The organism is Pantoea sp. X-Soil-OKNW-713, assembly GCF_059730685.1.
Window position 1 is genome coordinate 1,969,773 of record NZ_AP035995.1, and the last position, 18,317, is coordinate 1,988,089.

General features: G+C 56.5%; 15 protein-coding genes. 11 read left to right on the forward strand and 4 right to left on the reverse strand.

Features of this window, described 5'->3' with window-relative positions; all coding sequences use genetic code 11:
* Window positions 1-47: 47 nt before the first annotated feature.
* Both pqqU and AC6I8R_RS09145 read right to left on the reverse strand, forming a co-directional pair.
* The gene (gene pqqU / locus AC6I8R_RS09140) at window positions 48-2,174 is read right to left on the reverse strand and encodes a TonB-dependent receptor PqqU (RefSeq protein ID WP_415175092.1); all 2,127 of its coding nucleotides are present in this window, start codon (window positions 2,172-2,174) and stop codon (window positions 48-50) included.
* Between the two features lie 1,192 nt (window positions 2,175-3,366).
* The gene (locus tag AC6I8R_RS09145) at window positions 3,367-4,218 is read right to left on the reverse strand and encodes a Vmh family MBL fold metallo-hydrolase (protein ID WP_497832143.1); all 852 of its coding nucleotides are present in this window, start codon (window positions 4,216-4,218) and stop codon (window positions 3,367-3,369) included.
* A 122-nt stretch (window positions 4,219-4,340) separates the two neighbouring features.
* On the opposite strand from AC6I8R_RS09145, the gene AC6I8R_RS09150 reads away from it, so the two are divergent.
* The 3 genes from AC6I8R_RS09150 to AC6I8R_RS09160 all read left to right on the forward strand — a co-directional run bounded on the left by AC6I8R_RS09150 (window position 4,341) and on the right by AC6I8R_RS09160 (window position 6,979).
* Complete coding sequence (locus AC6I8R_RS09150; RefSeq protein WP_021186484.1) at window positions 4,341-5,237, forward strand: LysR family transcriptional regulator; 897 nt, start codon at window positions 4,341-4,343, stop codon at window positions 5,235-5,237.
* A gap of 91 nt (window positions 5,238-5,328) precedes the next feature.
* Window positions 5,329-6,192 carry an NAD(P)-dependent oxidoreductase gene (locus AC6I8R_RS09155; RefSeq protein WP_497832144.1) on the forward strand — a complete coding sequence of 288 codons (864 nt, stop codon included), beginning with the start codon at window positions 5,329-5,331 and terminating at the stop codon, window positions 6,190-6,192.
* Window positions 6,193-6,196: 4 nt separating this feature from the next.
* Window positions 6,197-6,979 carry an AraC family transcriptional regulator gene (locus tag AC6I8R_RS09160; RefSeq protein WP_497830601.1) on the forward strand — a complete coding sequence of 261 codons (783 nt, stop codon included), beginning with the start codon at window positions 6,197-6,199 and terminating at the stop codon, window positions 6,977-6,979.
* Here the strand turns inward: AC6I8R_RS09160 and leuA are convergent.
* Complete coding sequence (gene leuA, locus AC6I8R_RS09165; RefSeq protein ID WP_208725388.1) at window positions 6,930-8,615, reverse strand: 2-isopropylmalate synthase; 1,686 nt, start codon at window positions 8,613-8,615, stop codon at window positions 6,930-6,932. The two genes, AC6I8R_RS09160 and leuA, sit on opposite strands and share 50 nt — an antisense overlap.
* A 268-nt stretch (window positions 8,616-8,883) precedes the next feature.
* Here leuA and AC6I8R_RS09170 point away from each other — a divergent pair, with 268 nt between their 5' ends.
* The 8 genes from AC6I8R_RS09170 to AC6I8R_RS09205 all read left to right on the forward strand — a co-directional run bounded on the left by AC6I8R_RS09170 (window position 8,884) and on the right by AC6I8R_RS09205 (window position 16,303).
* On the forward strand, window positions 8,884-9,909 hold the full coding sequence (locus AC6I8R_RS09170; RefSeq protein WP_415175107.1) for a dipeptidase: 1,026 nt from the start codon (window positions 8,884-8,886) through the stop codon (window positions 9,907-9,909).
* Window positions 9,910-10,060: 151 nt separating this feature from the next.
* Window positions 10,061-10,132, forward strand: a complete 72-nt coding sequence (gene pqqA / locus AC6I8R_RS09175) for a pyrroloquinoline quinone precursor peptide PqqA (RefSeq protein WP_010617686.1) — start codon at window positions 10,061-10,063, stop codon at window positions 10,130-10,132.
* 55 nt (window positions 10,133-10,187) lie between these two features.
* Window positions 10,188-11,114: a pyrroloquinoline quinone biosynthesis protein PqqB gene (gene pqqB, locus AC6I8R_RS09180; protein WP_208725390.1), complete on the forward strand. Its 927-nt coding sequence runs from the start codon at window positions 10,188-10,190 to the stop codon at window positions 11,112-11,114.
* On the forward strand, window positions 11,111-11,866 hold the full coding sequence (pqqC, locus tag AC6I8R_RS09185) for a pyrroloquinoline-quinone synthase PqqC (RefSeq protein WP_021183377.1): 756 nt from the start codon (window positions 11,111-11,113) through the stop codon (window positions 11,864-11,866). Before pqqB ends, pqqC begins: the two co-directional genes overlap by 4 nt.
* 4 nt (window positions 11,867-11,870) lie before the next feature.
* A complete protein-coding gene (gene pqqD / locus AC6I8R_RS09190; protein WP_021183376.1) occupies window positions 11,871-12,149 on the forward strand; it encodes a pyrroloquinoline quinone biosynthesis peptide chaperone PqqD in 279 nt (92 codons plus the stop codon).
* Window positions 12,136-13,278, forward strand: coding sequence for a pyrroloquinoline quinone biosynthesis protein PqqE (pqqE, locus tag AC6I8R_RS09195; RefSeq protein WP_497832145.1), 1,143 nt, complete (start codon window positions 12,136-12,138; stop codon window positions 13,276-13,278). Before pqqD ends, pqqE begins: the two co-directional genes overlap by 14 nt.
* Window positions 13,278-15,596, forward strand: coding sequence for a pyrroloquinoline quinone biosynthesis protein PqqF (pqqF, locus tag AC6I8R_RS09200; RefSeq protein ID WP_497832146.1), 2,319 nt, complete (start codon window positions 13,278-13,280; stop codon window positions 15,594-15,596). The genes pqqE and pqqF overlap by 1 nt, the downstream gene beginning before the upstream one ends.
* 122 nt (window positions 15,597-15,718) lie before the next feature.
* A complete protein-coding gene (locus tag AC6I8R_RS09205) occupies window positions 15,719-16,303 on the forward strand; it encodes a YceI family protein (RefSeq protein WP_021183372.1) in 585 nt (194 codons plus the stop codon).
* A gap of 45 nt (window positions 16,304-16,348) precedes the next feature.
* Here AC6I8R_RS09205 and dld read toward each other — a convergent pair whose 3' ends face one another.
* Window positions 16,349-18,046, reverse strand: coding sequence for a D-lactate dehydrogenase (gene dld, locus AC6I8R_RS09210; RefSeq protein WP_021183370.1), 1,698 nt, complete (start codon window positions 18,044-18,046; stop codon window positions 16,349-16,351).
* Window positions 18,047-18,317: the final 271 nt, after the last annotated feature.

Consider the following 18,317-nt stretch of genomic DNA (forward strand, 5'->3'; position numbering starts at 1 on the left):
AAAGCCCTGCCAAACATCATGTCTGACAGGGCTTTGATTTTTTTTAATTACTGGAACGCGTAGCTCACGGTCAGGCCGACGCTGTAGTTACGACCCGGTGCCGGTTCGTAATAGCGGCCATTACTCTCGTTAACGATCACCGAACCGATGTAGTTGCGGTCGAACAGGTTATCGACGCGACCAAACAGATCCAGCGTCCAGCTCTCTTTAATCAGCCACTTATAACCACTGTTCAGGCCCACCACGGTGTATGCCGGGGCTTTCACATCGTTTTCATCATCGGCGGCGATGTCGCTCATATAACGCACATCGGCTCCGGCATACCAGCCCAGATCCGGCGCATAAGACAGTCCGGCATACGCCATGCTGCGCGCGATCCCCGGAATACGGTTGCCGTCACAGCTCTCGGTGCCACAGGCGTTGCTGCGGTAACGTGCATCGAGCAGCGTCCAGGCAGCCTTCACACGCCAGTCTTCGCCAAACTGCTGATCAAGGCCCAGCTCAAGACCACGACGACGGGTTTGCCCGGCATTTTTGTAGCTGGTGCGCCCGTTGCTGCTGCTATCCGCAACGATTTCGTTATCCGTATCGGTCTGGAAAATGGCAGCAGTCAGCAGGCCGTAGCCAATGCGTTTTTTGCTACCCAGTTCGATCGTGTCGCTGGTAGCCGGTTTCAGACCGAGATTAAGGCCGGACTGGCCGTCAGAACGGTAGGACAACTCATTGATGGTCGGGGTTTCGAAACCACGCCCCGCAGAAACATAAGCATTCCAGCTATCATCAATGGCGTATTTCAACGACGCGGCTGGCAGCCAGCGGTGGTAACGCGCGTTGCCGCTGTCGTCGCCGTTGCCGGAGGTGATGTAGAAATCGTTGGAATCGAAATTGACAGTGCTGAAACGCACACCGGCATCCAACGACCATTTATCGGTTAGCTGCCACGCGGTTTGCACGTAGGGATCAAGGTTCCACATCAGATTGCGTTCATTACGACGCATATCCCCCATCACGCCGTAATCGGTGACGCCGTTACTGGTGGTGAAGTTCTCGTAGCCTTTGCGGCGTTCAGTCATGGTTTCATAATCAAGACCGCCGGTCAGCGTTACCGGGATGGTGAACAGCGTATCGCGATGCGTCCAGCGGGTATCGATGCCCTGATAATGGCGGGTCAGGGAGATTACGCCGCCCGGATGGGATGGGCTGGTCTGCGAGCTTGCCGGAATCGACTGATACTGCGTGGTTTCGCGTACCCCGGCATACATCATCACGCTCAGGTCGTCGTTTTCACTCATCTGGCGCTGATAATGCAGGCCGCCCTGGGTCTGATCGACGGTTTTACGCGCATTGTACAGGCTGACGTTGCTGACCACCTGACGCGGGTTCTGCTCCCATTGCGCCTGGGTTAAACCGCCGGGATCCTGCGCATCGACATGCACGCTGTTGAACAGCAGCGTCAGGGTGCTGACATCATCAATGCGTACGCCGAGCTTGGCGTTGCCGAGGTTCTTTTCTGCCGAACTGTGATCGCGATAGCCGTGGGTGGTAAAGCGTGAGGCTGAAATGGTGTAGTTGACGTCACCGGCATGGGTGCCGTCGCCCGTCGCGCCACTGGCTTTGACGCTGTTGCGCCAGCTGCCATAGCTGCCGTACCAGGTGCTGGCTTCCAGCGTAGTGGGCTGCTGCCCGGTTTGGGTGTCCACATTGATCACCCCGCCGGAAGAGTTACCGTACAGCGCCGAGAAGGGACCCCGCAGCACTTCAACATGGTCAATCGAGCCGATATCAACGTTGGAGGTCTGACCCTGGCCGTCCGGCATGGTGGCGGGAATGCCGTCTACGTACATGCGGATGCCACGCAGGCCGTAGGTGGAACGCGAACCAAAACCGCGCACCGAAATTTGCAGGTCCTGGGCATAGTTTTGACGGTTCTGAATTTGCATGCCCGGCACGCCCATCAGATTTTCTGACAGGTTAACGCGCGGGGCCGCGTGACGCATATCGTCGCCGGAGACGACGCTGACCGCCGCAGGGGTATCGAGTTCAGATAAACCGGAACTGTCGGGAGTGGCACTGACCACCATGGTGTTGCTGGCATCATCAGCGGCCAGCAGTGGTAACGGAAACACCGCAGGCAGCGCCAGCCACAGCGCCTGGCGCAGTAAAGCTATTCTCATTATGAAAGACCGTAATAAATGAAAGGAAATGAACCGGTTGGAACATAATGAGACATATGTTAATAGTTTTTACCCAGGCTGGCATTACATTTTAAGCTATTTGCCCAATAAAAGGCTGTTACCGTCAGGGGAATAGCAGGGACGGTAAACACATATGCGGGTGCGGGAGTACTACGGATAGGTTGTCAGGACGTGTTCTATCTGGTTGGACATCGATTTATAAAATTTAAACTGCTCTCCCGCTATGTTGAGAAAAACCGCCTCGTATATACGCAAGGAATTGAATTTTCTCTTCTTATCTTCAGCGATTCGTATCCGTAAATCTTTAATTATTATTGAACGGTATCCATCATTACCGGGTATTTCTGTCAGGATGCCGTGATAAAGGGTCGCAGGGTCAGATATTTCGTAGAAAGCAACGTCAGCGTCCATTTATTTAACCTGAATAAGCACGGGAGGCTCCCCGCATCATAATTATATCCCGGTATTTTTTCTGCAATGGAAACTAAGACATTCCTGAGGTCATTTTAAGACTGGGTTAACCTCACGACGCGGGTGCTGTTGAAATAAAAGAAAGGGGTTCGCCCGGCATTTATAAATAGCCGCTTTAAACCGAGCGGCTATTTTATCTCAGATTACGAACGTGTCGCGATAAGGATACGAAAATCAATGTGCGTGATTTCTTTAAATTGCAATTTTTCCATTGCAGATTCTAATTGATGATGGTTGAGCTTCGGATCTTGCCAACGTTTTCTTGGTTGCGGCGCTTCTGACTGCGTCGCCGTTTCTTTGTGGGGCTTGACTTTCTGTTTCGCAAGCGACGACAGTGTTGGCTCCAGGCATGTGTTTATCGTTGTGCCGGATTTTATTTATGCTTTTATCGAAATTCACTTTCTCCCTTGAAGAATAAACCGGATTATTATGTGAAGCGTTGAGATGGTTTTCCATTATTCAGGAATTAGAAGAAATTGTTTTGTCGGTTGTGTTGTTTATTGTGAGTGAGAATTTAGTAGGTGAGTGGTTTTCTTTCAATTTTTTGACTGAGTATACCTGTGCCGGAAATAATTATCATAATGCCCTTCATTAGCCGATTGATACCGTTTTTTCAGCGTTTTTTCTGACATAAATACGGCGCGTTCTGCCAGAGTTGGCCGCCTTTCTGACAATGTCTCAGAGCAGGCAGCCAACCACATCACCACTTCATCTCGCCGCTATTCACCTTCGCGCTCAACGCCAGCGAGCTTTCGTCCGGCAAATTGGGGTAAGCGGCTTTCATCGTCTCAATCACTGCCGCCGAACCTTTCTTCTCTGCCAGCGCGGCTTCAAATTTTTGCAGATAATTCAGCGTGAAGGTCACCGCCTGGTCGCCACTCGGACGGGGGCCAATATAATGACCCGGAATCACCACTTTCGGTTTTAACTGCTGCATTTCACGCAGTACGCTCCGCCACTGCTCGCGACTGGCGGGGGTTTGGGTATCTGCCGTCCAGAGGTGAATGCCAGCCGCCACCGCAGTACCGCCGAGAATCGCCCGGTTTGCCGGAATCCAGACATAGGCGGATTTATCCCCGGCGTGGCGTAATTCAATACGTTCGCCATCGACGATGAAACCGGTCTGATAAGTCGTCTGTGGCACAATTAATTGCGTGGGGGCACCACCCGGCATTTTCGGTCCCCAATATTGCAGCTTGGCCTGTTTGGTGGCGTCGATATGTTCCACCACCAGCGGCGAGGCCACGACTTTTACCTGTGGGAAGGCTTTAACAATCGGTTCCAGACCAAAATAGAAGTCAGGATCGCCCGAGGTAATAACAATCTGCGTCAACTTTTTGCCGCTGGCTTTAATCATCTCCACCAGTTTTTCGCCATCTTTCGGGCTGAACTGCGCATCAAACAATATTGCTTCATGTGGGCCTGACACCAGGGTCGAAGACACCGGGAACAGCCCCTGTTCCTGCGGGTTGTAGACCTCAAGGTGCAGTGGTGCGGCCAATACCGGGCCTGCGGTCAGCAGCAAACATAACGGTAATCTCTTCATTTTCATCACATATTCCTTTAAGCGGCAGCCTGCCGTCACTAAAAGCCTCATTGTAGGGAAATCTGGGTCTGTTAGAATTCCCGCAATCAGAGATGGTCAGTTTCATAAAACGATCAGATGGAGCGGATATGGACAGAGTGACGGCGGCAACGGTATTTAATCGTATCTGCGAACTGGGGAGCCTGAGTGCGGCGGCGCGGGCGCTGGATATTTCGCGGCCGATGGTAAGTCGCTACCTGGATGAGATGGAGAAGTGGGCCGGAGCGCGTTTACTGCATCGTTCTTCGCGCCGTCTGACCATTACCCCAGCCGGAGAAAAAATCCTCGAAAAAAGCCGTGCACTGGCGCGACTCGCTGAGGACATTGCCGATCAAGGCGCACAAAGCGACGTGCAGGGCATCCTGCGTGTGGCCTGTGCACACTCCACTGCCACTCATATTCTGGGGCCGATGATCCCGGCGTTTCTGGCCCGCTACCCGGCGCTGCGCATTGAACTGGAGATTAACAATCAGCCCGTGAGTCTGGTCGGGGAGCGCATCGATCTGGCGGTGCGCATCACTAACGATCCTGAACCAGGCGCAATTGCGCGTCGACTCGGGGAATGTGTGTCGGTGGTGTGCGCATCACCGGCGTATTTGCAGCAGTACGGCACCCCGCAAACCCCGCAGGACCTGACACAGCATAATTGCCTGCACTATAGCCGTTTTGCCGGGCAACGCTGGCAATTTAATGACCGCAACGGTGAGGTGATCACCACCACCATCAGCGGCAATTTCAGTGCCGGCATCTCTTCGGTGTTGTGCGATGCCGCCAGCGCCGGTTGTGGTGTGGCGATGGTGCCGGAGATGGAGGCACGCGCGGCGATCAACAGCGGGCAGTTACAACGTTTGATGCCAGACTTTACGCCCAAAACGCTGGGTATCTATGGTCTGTATATGTCACGCGATCGCCAGCCTGCGGCCTTGCGCCTGTTTCTGGCGGCGGTGCAGCAGCGCCTGGCTGAGGATGCGCCAGCGGCCAGTTAAAAAAATGTTTTCATCGCACCTCTGGCCTGGCTGTGGACCACAATTCCTGTCAGGCTAGCGTGTTTATGCCAAATCAGAGAAGGGAAAGAAGATGAGTCAGCAACCTGTGGTAGCGGTGTTAGGACTGGGTGCAATGGGGCATGCTTTTGCTGCCAACCTGCTGAAAAAAGGCTTTGTGGTACGCGGTTGGAACCGTACCCGCGCCCGTGGCGAAGATTTATTGTCAGCCGGGCTGATGCTGGGTGACAGTGCCATCCAGGCAGTGGACGGCGCAGATGTGGTGATCGCCATGCTGTCTGACGGTGAGACGACTCGCCAGGTGGTGCAAGACGCGCAGGGCGCATTGAAGCAGGGCGCTACCCTGTGCCAGATGGGCACCATCGGTGTCGAAGCGACAGATGCGTTAATCGCGGAACTGGCGGTCTCTCGCCCGGATGTGGTGTTTATCGATGCCCCGGTGTCGGGCACCAAGGCCCCGGCAGAAAACGCGCAGATTCTGGTAATGGCGAGCGGCGACCAGAGCAAAGCTGCCGCAGCGGAACAGGTATTTGCGGCGATTGGCAAGGGCACCCAATGGCTGGGTGAGGCCGGTGCCAGTTCGCGTATGAAGCTGGTGGTGAACAGCTGGTTGATTGGTCTGATGCAGAGCCTGGCGGAGAGTACCCGTCTGGCGGAGCAGTTTGGTTTCACCACCGACGATCTGTGGAAAGTGCTGGACGGTGGCCCACTGGCGGCGCCTTACGCCAAAATGAAACTCGGCATGATTGCCAGCCAGGATTTCACCCCGCAGATGCACCTGGTCTGGGCGCTGAAAGATGCCCGTCTGGCGCTGGATGCGGCGGGTGAAGCCAAATTGCCGGCGCTGGAAAATATCGTCGAGGTCTGGCAGCAAGCGGTGGATGCGGGTTACGGCGAGCAGGATCTGGCGGCGGTTTATCAGTTCCTGAAGCGCTAACCCGATGACTGCGGTGCTGAACTTCAGTTTTGCCAGCCGTCCGCTGGTGCCGTACGCCCATGATTATGCGCACGGCGCGGTGGAGCCGTGGCATCACCACGACTGCGCGCAATTGATTCATACCCTGAGCGGCGTGGTTAAGGTGGAGACGCAGCACGGCAGTTGGATCGTGCCACCCAGCCGGGGCGTCTGGTTGCCTGCGGGTACGCGCCATGCGTTGCAGATTACCGGTCAGGTGGCGGCGCGCACGGTATTTGTTGATCCGCTGGCGCGTGCTGACCTGCCCGCCAGTTGTCAGGTGGTGCAGATCTCGCCGTTGCTGCGTGAACTGATTGTCAGCGCCATTGATCTGCCCGAAAGCTATCAAGCAGGCAGCCGTGCCGAGCGCATTTACGAGTTAATTCTGGATGAAATTCGGGTGATGGATGTGCTGCCGTTCGGCCTGCCGTGGCCGGAAAGTGCACGCTTGTTAACGCTGTGCCAGCAGATCCAGCAGCAACCCGGTGAAAACTGGACGCTGGCGCGGGCGGCGGCGGAATTGTGCGTCGCGGAGCGCACTCTGGCGCGCCACTTCAGTCGCGAAACGGGTTTACAGTTTAGCGACTGGGTGCGGCGCGCCCGTCTTGGCGTCGCCCTGACGCGACTGGCGCAGGGCGATTCGGTGCTGGTGGTGGCACTCGATCTGGGTTACGACAGTCCGAGCGCCTTCAGCGCGATGTTTCGCCGTTTGCTGGGTGTTACGCCAGCGAACTACTTTCCTGCGGCAGAAAAGCGTGGGCGGCATTGAGCAACGCCTGCAATGAGGCGCGCGCCACGTCATTATCGATACCTACCCCCCAGGCGCGTTCGCCACGCGTGTTGAGGCAGCTGAGATAGGTGACCGAACGACTGTCGCTGCGTTTGCCGAGCGTATGTTCGTGATAATCCTCAATGCTCAGCGTCAGGCCATAACGCTGGCGCAGTGCCGCCACCGCCGCCGACAGCAAACCGTTGCCTTTACCTTCCACACTGATCTGCTGCGCGCCTTGCTGCACGCGGGCTTTCAGCCGCGTTTCACCGGATTCATCGCTGTGGCTCTCCGCTTCCAGCAAGCGCCGCGCCGGGTGGGTCAAGCCGTAGTGTTCACAAAACAATTGCCACAGGGCGTGATGGGTCATCTCCTGACCGTGCGCATCGGTCTGTTGCTGCACGATACGGCTGAAATCCTGTTGCAGACCGCGCGGCAGTTGCAGACCGTGATTCTGTTCCAGCAACCAGGCGGCACCGCCTTTGCCAGATTGGCTGTTCACCCGAATCACCGCCTCATAGCTGCAACCGATATCGGCGGGATCGAGCGGCAGGTAGGGCATCTGCCAGAAAATTTCCTCGCGCTGTGCACGCTCGGCAAAACCTTTGCGAATCGCATCCTGATGCGAACCGGAAAACGCGGTAAATACCAGCTCCCCGGCATAGGGATGACGTGGATGTACCGGCAACTGATTGCAGCGCGTCACCACTTCCAGCACCTGCTGAATATCACTGAAATCGAGCTGCGGGGCGACGCCCTGGGTATAGAGGTTCAGCGCCAGCGTGACCAAATCGACGTTACCGGTACGCTCGCCATTGCCAAACAGGCATCCCTCCACACGATCGGCTCCGGCCAGCAGCGCCAGCTCGGCACAGGCGATACCGGTGCCGCGATCGTTATGCGGATGGACGCTGATGCTCACCTGTGAACGCTGGCTAAAGTGACGGCAGAAATATTCAATCTGGTCGGCATACACGTTGGGGGTGTTCACCTCCACGGTGGCAGGCAGGTTAATGATCATCGGCCTTTGCGCATTGGGTTGCCAGATTGCCGCCACCGCTTCACAAATCTCCAGCGCAAATTCCGGTTCGGTAAAGCAGAACGTTTCCGGTGAGTACTGGAAGGTCCAGGCGGTATCGCCCTGGCTGGCGCAGCGTGCGCGGATCTGTCGAGCCGCCGCGCAGGCCAGCTCGATAATCTCGGCCTTGCTCTGGCGAAACACGCGTTCACGGAACAGCGGGGCGGTAGCGTTGTACAGATGGATGATGGCGCGGGGCGCCCCACGCAGCGCTTCAAAGGTGCGATCAATCAAATCGGCACGCGCCTGGGTCAACACCTGAATGGCCACATCGTCAGGGATATGACGCTGTTCGATCAGCAGGCGCACAAAGTCGAAGTCGGTTTGCGAGGCGGCCGGAAACGCCACTTCGATCTCTTTAAAGCCGCAGCGCAACAGCAGTTGCCAGAATTCCAGCTTGCGCGCGCTGTCCATCGGCGTGGCTAACGCCTGATTACCGTCACGCAGATCGGTCGACAGCCAGCGCGGTGCCTGAGTCAACTGGCGTGATGGCCACTGACGTTCGGGTAAGTTGATAACCGGGTAAGGACGATATTTTTCAGCGGGTTGGGTAAGCATTGGGATTCTCCTTATGTTCTGCGGTCAGTGTTGCCGAAACCCGGTGGTGCAGGCTCGCCCATTGCTGACAACCACCCGCGCAAAACTGACAAATCCTGCGTGATAAATCCCGCCGCTACCAACCGTGTACCTGGCGTATCAACGCGCAACATTATGCGCTATCATCGGCTTCCCGGCGGCTGCGGCAGAAAAGTCCTTCTCGCGTTGCATTGCTCAGCAGCAGGCGTGCGCGTAGCATAGCCGCATGTTTTCTTCTTTTTCCTCGCTTATGTTACTTCCCACATTTGATGGTCATAACGATCTGCTGCTGAACCTGTGGCTGCATCATCGTGATAATCCCGCTGAGGTGTTTTTCTCCGGCATTGCAAACGGTCACCTTGATTACCCGCGGATGCAGCAGGGCGGTTTTGCGGGTGGCCTGTTTGCGTTATTTGTGCCACCGCAACGTTATATCGAGCAGGTTGCCCCGCAGCGTGCGCAGGAGTGCGTGGCGCCACTGGAGATTCTGTGGCAGCAACTCGCCATCCTGAAAACCCTGGTGGCCGAATCACAGGGGCGTGCCCGCCTGTGTCTGAACACGGCGGATATCGCGGCCTGTCGGGCTGAAGGTGTGCTGGCGATGGTGGCGCATATCGAGGGCGCGGATGGTTTTGATGGTGAGGGGGACGCGTTGACGGCGTTTTATCAGGCGGGGGTACGCAGTATCGGACCGTTCTGGAATCTGCCTAATCGTTTCGGCGCGGGCGTCACCGGTAATTTTCCCGGTTCCCCGGACAGCGGCCCCGGTTTAACCGCCGCCGGGGAGGCGCTGATTGTCGCCGCCAATCGGCATCGTATGCTGATTGATGTTTCACACATGAACGAAAAGGCGTTCTGGGATACCGCGCGCTTATCCACCGCGCCGCTGGTCGCCACCCATTCCAACGCACATGCCCTGTGCCCACAGCCGCGTAACCTCACCGATGCGCAATTACGGGCTATCCGCGACAGCGGCGGTATCGTGGGTGTGAATTTTGGTAACGCCTTCTTACGCCCCGATGGTAAACGGGACAGTGATACGCCGCTGATCGAAATTGGTAAACATATTGATCACTTAATTGAGATAATGGGGAGTGATCATGTGGGCTTTGGCTCCGATTTTGACGGCATCAGCACGCCGGACGCCTTAAAAGATGTGTCCGGGCTACCCCGGATCTTCACGCTATTGCGCGAGATTGGCTATGATCAGCGGTTACTGGAGCAGATTGCCTGGGGTAACTGGCAGCGGGTGCTGAAACAGATTTGGCGGGAATAACACAATTCCCTTACCGAAACAGGGTTGATCTGTTCGTCACATTGGCGCAACATCAGCCCGCGATGTGTATTGCGATCGGGATCACGTTTCTCGGTGCAAACATTCCATGCAGAGAACGCTCTGCGTAAAGAGACTTTAGAGGAAGAATATTATGTGGAAAAAACCTGAATTTGTTGACCTGCGTCTGGGCCTGGAAGTGACTCTGTACATCTCCAACCGCTAAGACTTCTGCCCGCCAATCGCGCGGGCATTTTGTTTTCTTTCTCCGGTCATTTCTCATGTTTATTAAAGTTCTCGGTTCAGCGGCGGGCGGTGGTTTTCCGCAGTGGAACTGTAACTGCGCCAATTGTAGCGGCTTGCGTAACGGCACCATCCAGGCGCAGGCACGGACGCAATCTTCGATTATTGTCAGCGATAACGGTGAAGATTGGGTGCTGTGTAATGCCTCACCTGATATCAGCCAGCAAATTGCCCACACGCCAGAACTCAATAAAAAGGGCGTGCTGCGCGGTACCGCGATTGGCAGCATCATTCTTACTGACAGCCAGATCGACCACACCACCGGCTTATTAAGCCTGCGCGAAGGCTGCCCGCATCAGGTCTGGTGCACCCCGGAAGTCCATGCTGACCTGACCAGCGGCTTCCCGATTTTCACCATGTTGCAACACTGGAATGGCGGTTTGCAGCATCATGCGTTGACGCCGCTGGAGCCTTTCAGTGTCGATGTTTGTCGCAATCTTGAGTTCACCGCCATCCCGATTCTCAGCAACGCGCCGCCGTACTCGCCGTTCCGCGATCGTCCACTGCCCGGACATAACGTGGCGTTGTTTATTACCAACCGCGCCAATGGCCAAACCTTGCTGTATGCGCCAGGCCTGGGTGAGCCGGATGCGGTGATCATGCCGTGGCTGCAAAAGGCCGATTGCCTGCTGATAGACGGTACCGTTTGGCAAGATGATGAGCTGCTGACCACCGGCGTTGGTAAAAATACCGGCAAGGCGATGGGCCATTTAGCGCTGGCTGAAGAACAAGGTCTGATGGCGTTGCTGGCGTCCTTACCGGCGAAACGCAAAATTTTGATTCATATTAATAACACCAATCCGATCCTCAACGAGCAATCGCCACAGCGTCAGTACCTGACGCAGCAGGGCATTGAAGTGAGCTGGGATGGGATGGCGATCCATTTGCAGGAGTCTTCATCGTGATCATTACTGAAGCCCTGACGCCAGCCGCCTTTGAACAGGCACTGCGCGCCAAAGGTGCCTACTACCATATCCATCACCCGTACCACATCGCCATGCATAATGGCGCGGCGACACCGGAGCAGATCAAGGGCTGGGTTGCCAACCGTTTCTACTACCAGACCAACATCCCGTTGAAAGATGCGGCGATCATGGCGAACTGCCCGGATCCGGCAACGCGCCGCAAATGGGTACAGCGTATTCTCGACCACGATGGTAGCAACGGACACGAGGGCGGTATCGAAGCCTGGTTGCAACTGGGTGAAGCGGTAGGGCTGACGCGTGAAGAACTGCTGTCTGAGCAGCATGTGCTGCCGGGCGTGCGCTTTGCGGTTGACGCCTACGTGAACTTTGCCCGTCGCGCCAACTGGCAGGAGGCGGCCTGTAGCTCGCTGACCGAATTGTTCGCGCCGCAGATCCATCAGTCACGTCTCGATAGCTGGCCGCAGCACTATCCGTGGATCAAAGAGGAAGGCTATTTCTACTTCCGCAGCCGTCTGAGCCAGGCGAACCGCGATGTTGAGCATGGGCTGGCGCTGGCGCTGGAGATCTTCACCACGGCGGAACAGCAGAACCGTATGCTGGAAATCCTGCAATTCAAGCTCGACATCCTGTGGACCATGCTTGATGCCATGACGATGGCTTACGCATTAGAACGTCCCCCTTACCACACGGTCACCGACAAGGCGGCCTGGCACACCACCCGACTGGTATAAACAGATGAAAGATAACCTGATCCCCGCGTTCCGCCGTGGCTATCGACTGCAATGGGAACCGGCGCAGGAGAGCCACGTTGTGCTCTACCCGGAAGGCATGGCGAAGCTGAATGAAACCGCTACCGCCATCCTCGAACTGGTGACCGGCAAACAGGATGTCGCCGCGATTATCGCGACGCTGAATGCGCGCTTCCCGGATGCGGGTGGTGTGGATGAAGACGTAAAAGCATTTTTGCAGTCCGCTATTGAACAGAAATGGATCCAGTGTCGTGAACCCGAATAAAAACGGCGTGACGCCGCCGCTGTGGCTGCTGGCCGAGCTGACTTACCGCTGCCCGTTGCAGTGTCCGTACTGCTCGAACCCGCTCGATTTTGCCCAGCAGGAAAAAGAGCTGACCACCGAACAGTGGATTGAGGTGTTTCGTCAGGCACGCGCGATGGGTAGCGTGCAGCTCGGTTTTTCCGGCGGTGAACCGCTGACGCGTAAAGATTTACCGGATTTGATCAAGGCGGCGCGCGATCTCGGTTTCTACACCAACCTGATCACTTCAGGCATTGGCCTGACGCAAAACAAACTGGATGCGTTTGCCGATGCCGGACTGGACCATATTCAGATCAGCTTTCAGGCGAGTGACGAAACGCTGAACGCCGCGCTGGCCGGATCGAAAAAAGCCTTCCAGCAGAAGCTGGAGATGGCGAAAGCGGTGAAAGCACACGGTTATCCGATGGTGCTGAACTTCGTGTTGCATCGCCATAACATCGACCAGATCGACAAAATTATCGACCTGTGTATCGATCTGGAAGCCGATGATGTCGAGCTGGCAACCTGCCAGTTTTACGGCTGGGCGCATATCAATCGTCAGGGATTGTTACCGACGCGCGAGCAAATCGCCCGTGCCGAAGCAGTGGTGGCCGAGTATCGCCAGCGCATGGAAGCCAGCGGCAACCTGACCAACCTGTTGTTCGTCACGCCGGATTATTACGAAGAACGTCCGAAGCCCTGCATGGGCGGCTGGGGATCGATCTTCCTCAGCGTCACGCCGGAAGGTACGGCATTGCCGTGCCACAGCGCCCGCCAGTTACCGGTTGAGTTCCCGTCGGTGCTGGAGCAGAGTCTCGACGACATCTGGTATAACTCATTCGGTTTTAACCGTTACCGGGGTTATGACTGGATGCCGGAGCCGTGCCGTTCCTGTGACGAAAAAGAGAAGGACTTCGGCGGCTGTCGTTGCCAGGCCTATATGCTGACCGGCAATGCTGACAACACCGACCCGGTGTGCAGCAAATCGCCACACCACGACAAAATCCTCGAAGCCCGGCGTGAAGCCAGCTGTAGCGATATCAAAATCGCACAACTGCAATTCCGTAATCGCGCCAACTCGCAGCTGATCTACAAGCAGCGCATTCTCTGATGACCACGCGCAGCCTGACACTGGCGAACGGCCTGCGCTGTCACCTCCACCAGCAACCTGATGCGCACGATGCTGCCGCGTTGGTGCAGGTGACGGCGGGCAGCCTGCATGAGCCGGATCGTTGGCCAGGGCTGGCGCATTTGCTGGAACATCTGGTGTTTTGCGGTAGCACAGGCATCGCTGATGACCAGCGCCTGATGCCGTGGGTGCAGCAACAGGGCGGCCAGGTCAACGCGACTACCCAACTCAGCGACAGCGCATTTTTCTTTCAGGTTCCTGCCAGGGCGTTGGAGGCAGGCGTCGCGCGTCTGCTGGATATGCTCGCGGCTCCGCGTCTGACTGAGGAGGCCATCCGCCAGGAAAGTGCCGTCATTGACGCGGAGTATCGTCTGCTGCAACACCACGCGGCCACATTGAGCGAGGCGGCATTGCTGGATATGCCTGATGCCCCTGCGCGGTTACGGCGTTTTCGTGTCGGCAGTCAGGGGGTATTCGGTGACAACGTCACAGATTTGCAGCAGGCGTTACGCGCGTTTCATCAGCAGCATTATGTGGCGGAGAGCATGACGTTGTGGCTGCAAGGCCCACAATCCCTGGCAGAGCTGGAACAACTGGCGCAACGCTATGGTCAGCAACTCAGGCCGGGCACCGCGCCGGTCATCGCGTTGGCAGCCCCATCAGGCGGCATCTCGCACCGGCAGATCCAACTGGCGGGCGAAGAAGCCTTCTGGCTGACTTTTATCTTGCCTGACAGCGCCGATACACTACGTGACAACGTCACTTTATGCCGTCAGTTCTGGCTCGATGAGGCCTCCGGCAGTTTGCTGGCACAACTGCGGGCCGCCGGGTTGTGCGAAAATATCAGCCTGCAATGGTTATGGCGTGATAGCCAACACAGCTGGCTGGCGCTGAAATTTACGGCGCGCACCCTTAGCACGCGCCAGGCTCTGCGCATCGAAGCGCAGTTCCGGCAACACCTCAGCGACCTGATGCACACCGGAACCTCACAACGTCACCATTATCAGCGGCTGGCGCAGGAAGACTTCCGGCAACTGACACCGCTGGAGCAACTGCGTGGCCGTGCTACCGGCTTTGCGCCGGGCACTGCTGCCGACTTTGGTGACTGGCTCCGGCTCCTGCAACAATGCCAGCCACGCCGATTGCTGACCCAGGGCCAGGTTGACGCGATAACCCGCCACACCCAGGGATTCGACCTCGCGCTTGCCGACTGGCCCGCACCAGCGAAGGTGTCGGCCTCGGCACTGCCATGCTGGTTTTATCCACTGGCGCAGCCGCCGAGTCTGCGGGCGTTGCCTGACCAGAGATTCCCCATGCTGCGGGTAACGCCGGTTCAGCCACAGCAGACCTTGCTGTTGCGTCCGGCATTTTACCAGCCGTTAAGTGATGAGCTTGCCGGGGCGCGCCAGCAATTGCTGCGTCCCATTCTCGCTGCGTTACGCCATAGCGGCGGGCGTGGGAGTTGGCAGCAGGTGCAGGGGAGCTGGCAACTGACCCTGCATCTGCCGAAAGATCGGGACGCGGCGCTGGCTGCGGTGCAACAGACGGTGCAGGCGCTGCATATTGGGATTGAACCTCAACCAGTGCATGCTGCTGATGGCATCGTGATTCGTCAGTTGTTAGCAGCATTGCCGCACCAATTGCTGACAACATCAGCGGCGCCAGGCTGGCAGGCGGCCTGGAGTGGCAGCGATACGGCGTTGGCTGAGGACATTGCGCGGGTGCTGAGTGACCTGCCATTGGCCGCAGCGGCGGCTGAGCCATCTTTAACCGCAGGCGTGACCGCCATCCCGTGCTCAGGTCGTGACCAGGCGCTGCTGCTGTTTATGCCATTGACCGCCGCCGATGATGCCTCGCTGGCCGCATTGCGCATGCTGGCGCTGATTTATGAACCACGCTTTTTCCAGCGCCTGCGGGTCGAACAGCAAATTGGTTATGTGGTGTCGGCGCGCTACCAGCGGGTGGCGGATGTGGATGGCATCCTGCTGGCGTTGCAATCTCCTGATATCCCCTGGACTACGCTTCTCGGTCATTGCAAACGCTTCCTGCGTGCCCTCGATGTTGCTGAGGTCGATCTCGCGGCCTTGCAGCCAACATTGCGCAACCCGCTTTCCAGCGTGGATAACGCGACGGCGGCGTTACGGGCATTGCGGCAGCAACAGGGACTGGCGGAATTATCGTCCGACGCCATTGATGATCTCTGCCTGACACAGCTGCAACAACTCCATCAGCGTTTGCTGCGCGGTCGTCGTCACTGGCGAGTTCTGGTGGCGTTAAGTCAGACGCTGAATTGTCCCTGAAAGTAACTGTTTCATATTGATATTGCTGAATTTTTTTGAAAAATTCAGCCAAAACTCTTCACTGTTCCTGCGCGGCATAATGCCCGACACTCAAGGCATATTCTGAACAAAAAGGAACACCCGTGAAAAACGTTACTCGCTTCGCACTGCCGTTGCTGGCCGCCGCTACCCTGTACGCTCCGCTGTCACAGGCGGCTGCCATGCACTACGATCTCAACCCGGAACACACTTCGGTGATTGTCACCTGGACCCACTTCGGTTTCTCCCATCCCACCGCCGACATCCCGAATAGCAAAGGTACGCTGGTGTTTGATAAGGACCACCCGGAGCAGTCACGCGTTGACGTCACGCTGCCGATCACCCAGATCGATAGTCATGTCCCGGCGCTGACCAAAGAGTTTCTCGGCAAAGAGTATTTCGACACCGCGAAATATCCGTCGGCGGTGTTCCACAGCACCAAAGTGGTCGCGAAGGGCGATAACAAGTTTGATGTAGAAGGGAATCTGACCCTGAAAGGCATCACCAAACCGATTACTCTGCACGCCACGCTGAACCAGCAGGGTGAGCATCCGATGGTGAAGAAGCAGGCGATTGGTTTTGATGCCACCGGCACCATCAAGCGTTCTGACTTCAAGCTGGATAAATATGTTCCGGCGGTGAGCGATGACGTAACGCTGACCATTTCGACCGAAGCCTACGCGAAATAATTAAGATTCGTAACGGCGCGAAACGTCGCGCCGTTACGGGATGAGTTATTCCGCCCAGAATTTCTTCTTGCTGGTTTTGCCAATCCCCGGATTGCAACTGTTAGTCGGATCGAGTTGTTTCCAGTGCGCCACATGATCGCAGGATGCGTGATACAGATGGCCGACGTTATGTTCTGCCGGATACTTCGCCCCACGCTGCTCCAGTACGACTTTCACCGCCTCTTTAAACGCCTTCGCATCCACGCCCGCCTTCAGCACATAATCCTGATGATTAACGTAGCAGAAGAAATGCCCGCAGCAGGAATCGACCTGCACCTGCGCCGCCAGGTGATCCGGCAGCGTTAAACGCCAGGCATCATCATTACGACGCAACGCCACGTCAAACGCCACCAGACGCTCATTCGGGTTGTAGCCCAGCGCATCACAGTAGGAGATGGTGCAGCCGCCCACGCCAAAGCGCACCAGGAAGGCATCTGCTGCTTCGCGTGCATCGCAGTGGAAGAAATCACCGCTGTGGTTGGCAAAAAAATCTGCCAGTAACCCCTGCAATTCAGCGGTTTGCGCTGACTCCACCTTAATCATCAGATGATGTTCATACGCGCTGCGGTAATCCATGATGCGTGGCGCGACAAAGCGCGGAGTGATCTGATTAAAGAATTGCAGCACCCGATCAACAAAATTGCGTGGCAAAAATTTCAGGTGGCTGACGCGCACATCCCACCTGGCTTTGCCGGCCATCAGGCGCGGTATCGCCTGCGGGCCGAGTTTGCGAATTGCCAGATACATATGTTTGGCGTAACGCACGGTGAGGTCAAAGGCGTTACGGTGGATATACTCCGCCTGCACCGGCAATTCACTCATCCGCGTCAGCAGATAGCGGCGCAGTTCCACCAGCACCAACTCATCGTTGGTGCCGATATAGAAGGTGTCGCTGCCAGCACTGGCTTCGAAGGTAGGAAGACGCACCGCAAACACCACCACTTTACCTGCGCTACCCGAACTGTCATGCAGATAACGCAGATCGCCATTAAAGCGTGCAGGGCTGTCGGCGCTGACGTCGCGCAGACGGTCAGCGTAGTCATCCGCCCAGATCTTTCCCTGCCAGTCGGGTTGGTCACCGGTTTGGTACTGCTGACGGGTGAGATTTTCCAGCATCGCTTCCGGCGTGTCACCCAGCGCAATGCCGAGATGGTTGACCATCTCCAGCCGACCATCATCATGAATACGGGCAAATAACGATTTTTCGGTAAACGCCGGACCACGGCGAATCAGCGAGCCACCGGAGTTGTTGCAGATGCCGCCGACCACCGACGCACCAATACAGGACGAACCAATGACCGAGTGCGGCTCACGCCCCAGCGGTTGCAATGTTTGCTCCAGCTCCGTCAGGGTGGTGCCGGGGAAGGCGATCACCTGTCGCGCCTCATCAATGACCTGCACGCCCTGTAACTGGCGGGTGCTGACAATCACCACCTCACGATCGTAATCGTTGCCGTCCGGCGTCGAGCCGCCGGTTACGCCGGTGTTTGATGCCTGCATCAGAATAATGGCGTCGTGCGCCACGCATACCTGAAGGGTTTGCCACAGTTGTAATAACGTCTGGGGGAGCACCACGGCCAGTGCCTCACCGCGCCCGACGCGAAATCCTTTGGTGTACCAGGCCTTATCATCAGAATGGGTTAACAGCTGTTTTTCACCTACCACGTCACTCAGTTGACGCAACATTTCCTGCGGGGATGTCATGTTTTCTCTTCTGTGTCATGTGTCTGCCGGGTTATTGGACAGGCGGATACGGCGCTATGTCAATCATTCATCGGCACTAAAGTTAAAATAACGCACTGAAGCATTATCCCTTTATCTCGCGCGGAAAAACCGCGGCGTACCAATAAAAATGCGCGGGTTATCACAAAATAGAGGCAAAGCAAAAAGACAAATAAATTGTTAAATCGGGCCAGACAGGCAGAGGTGTGAAAAATATATAACGTGATGAATTTTATAATAATTCCATGTCTTT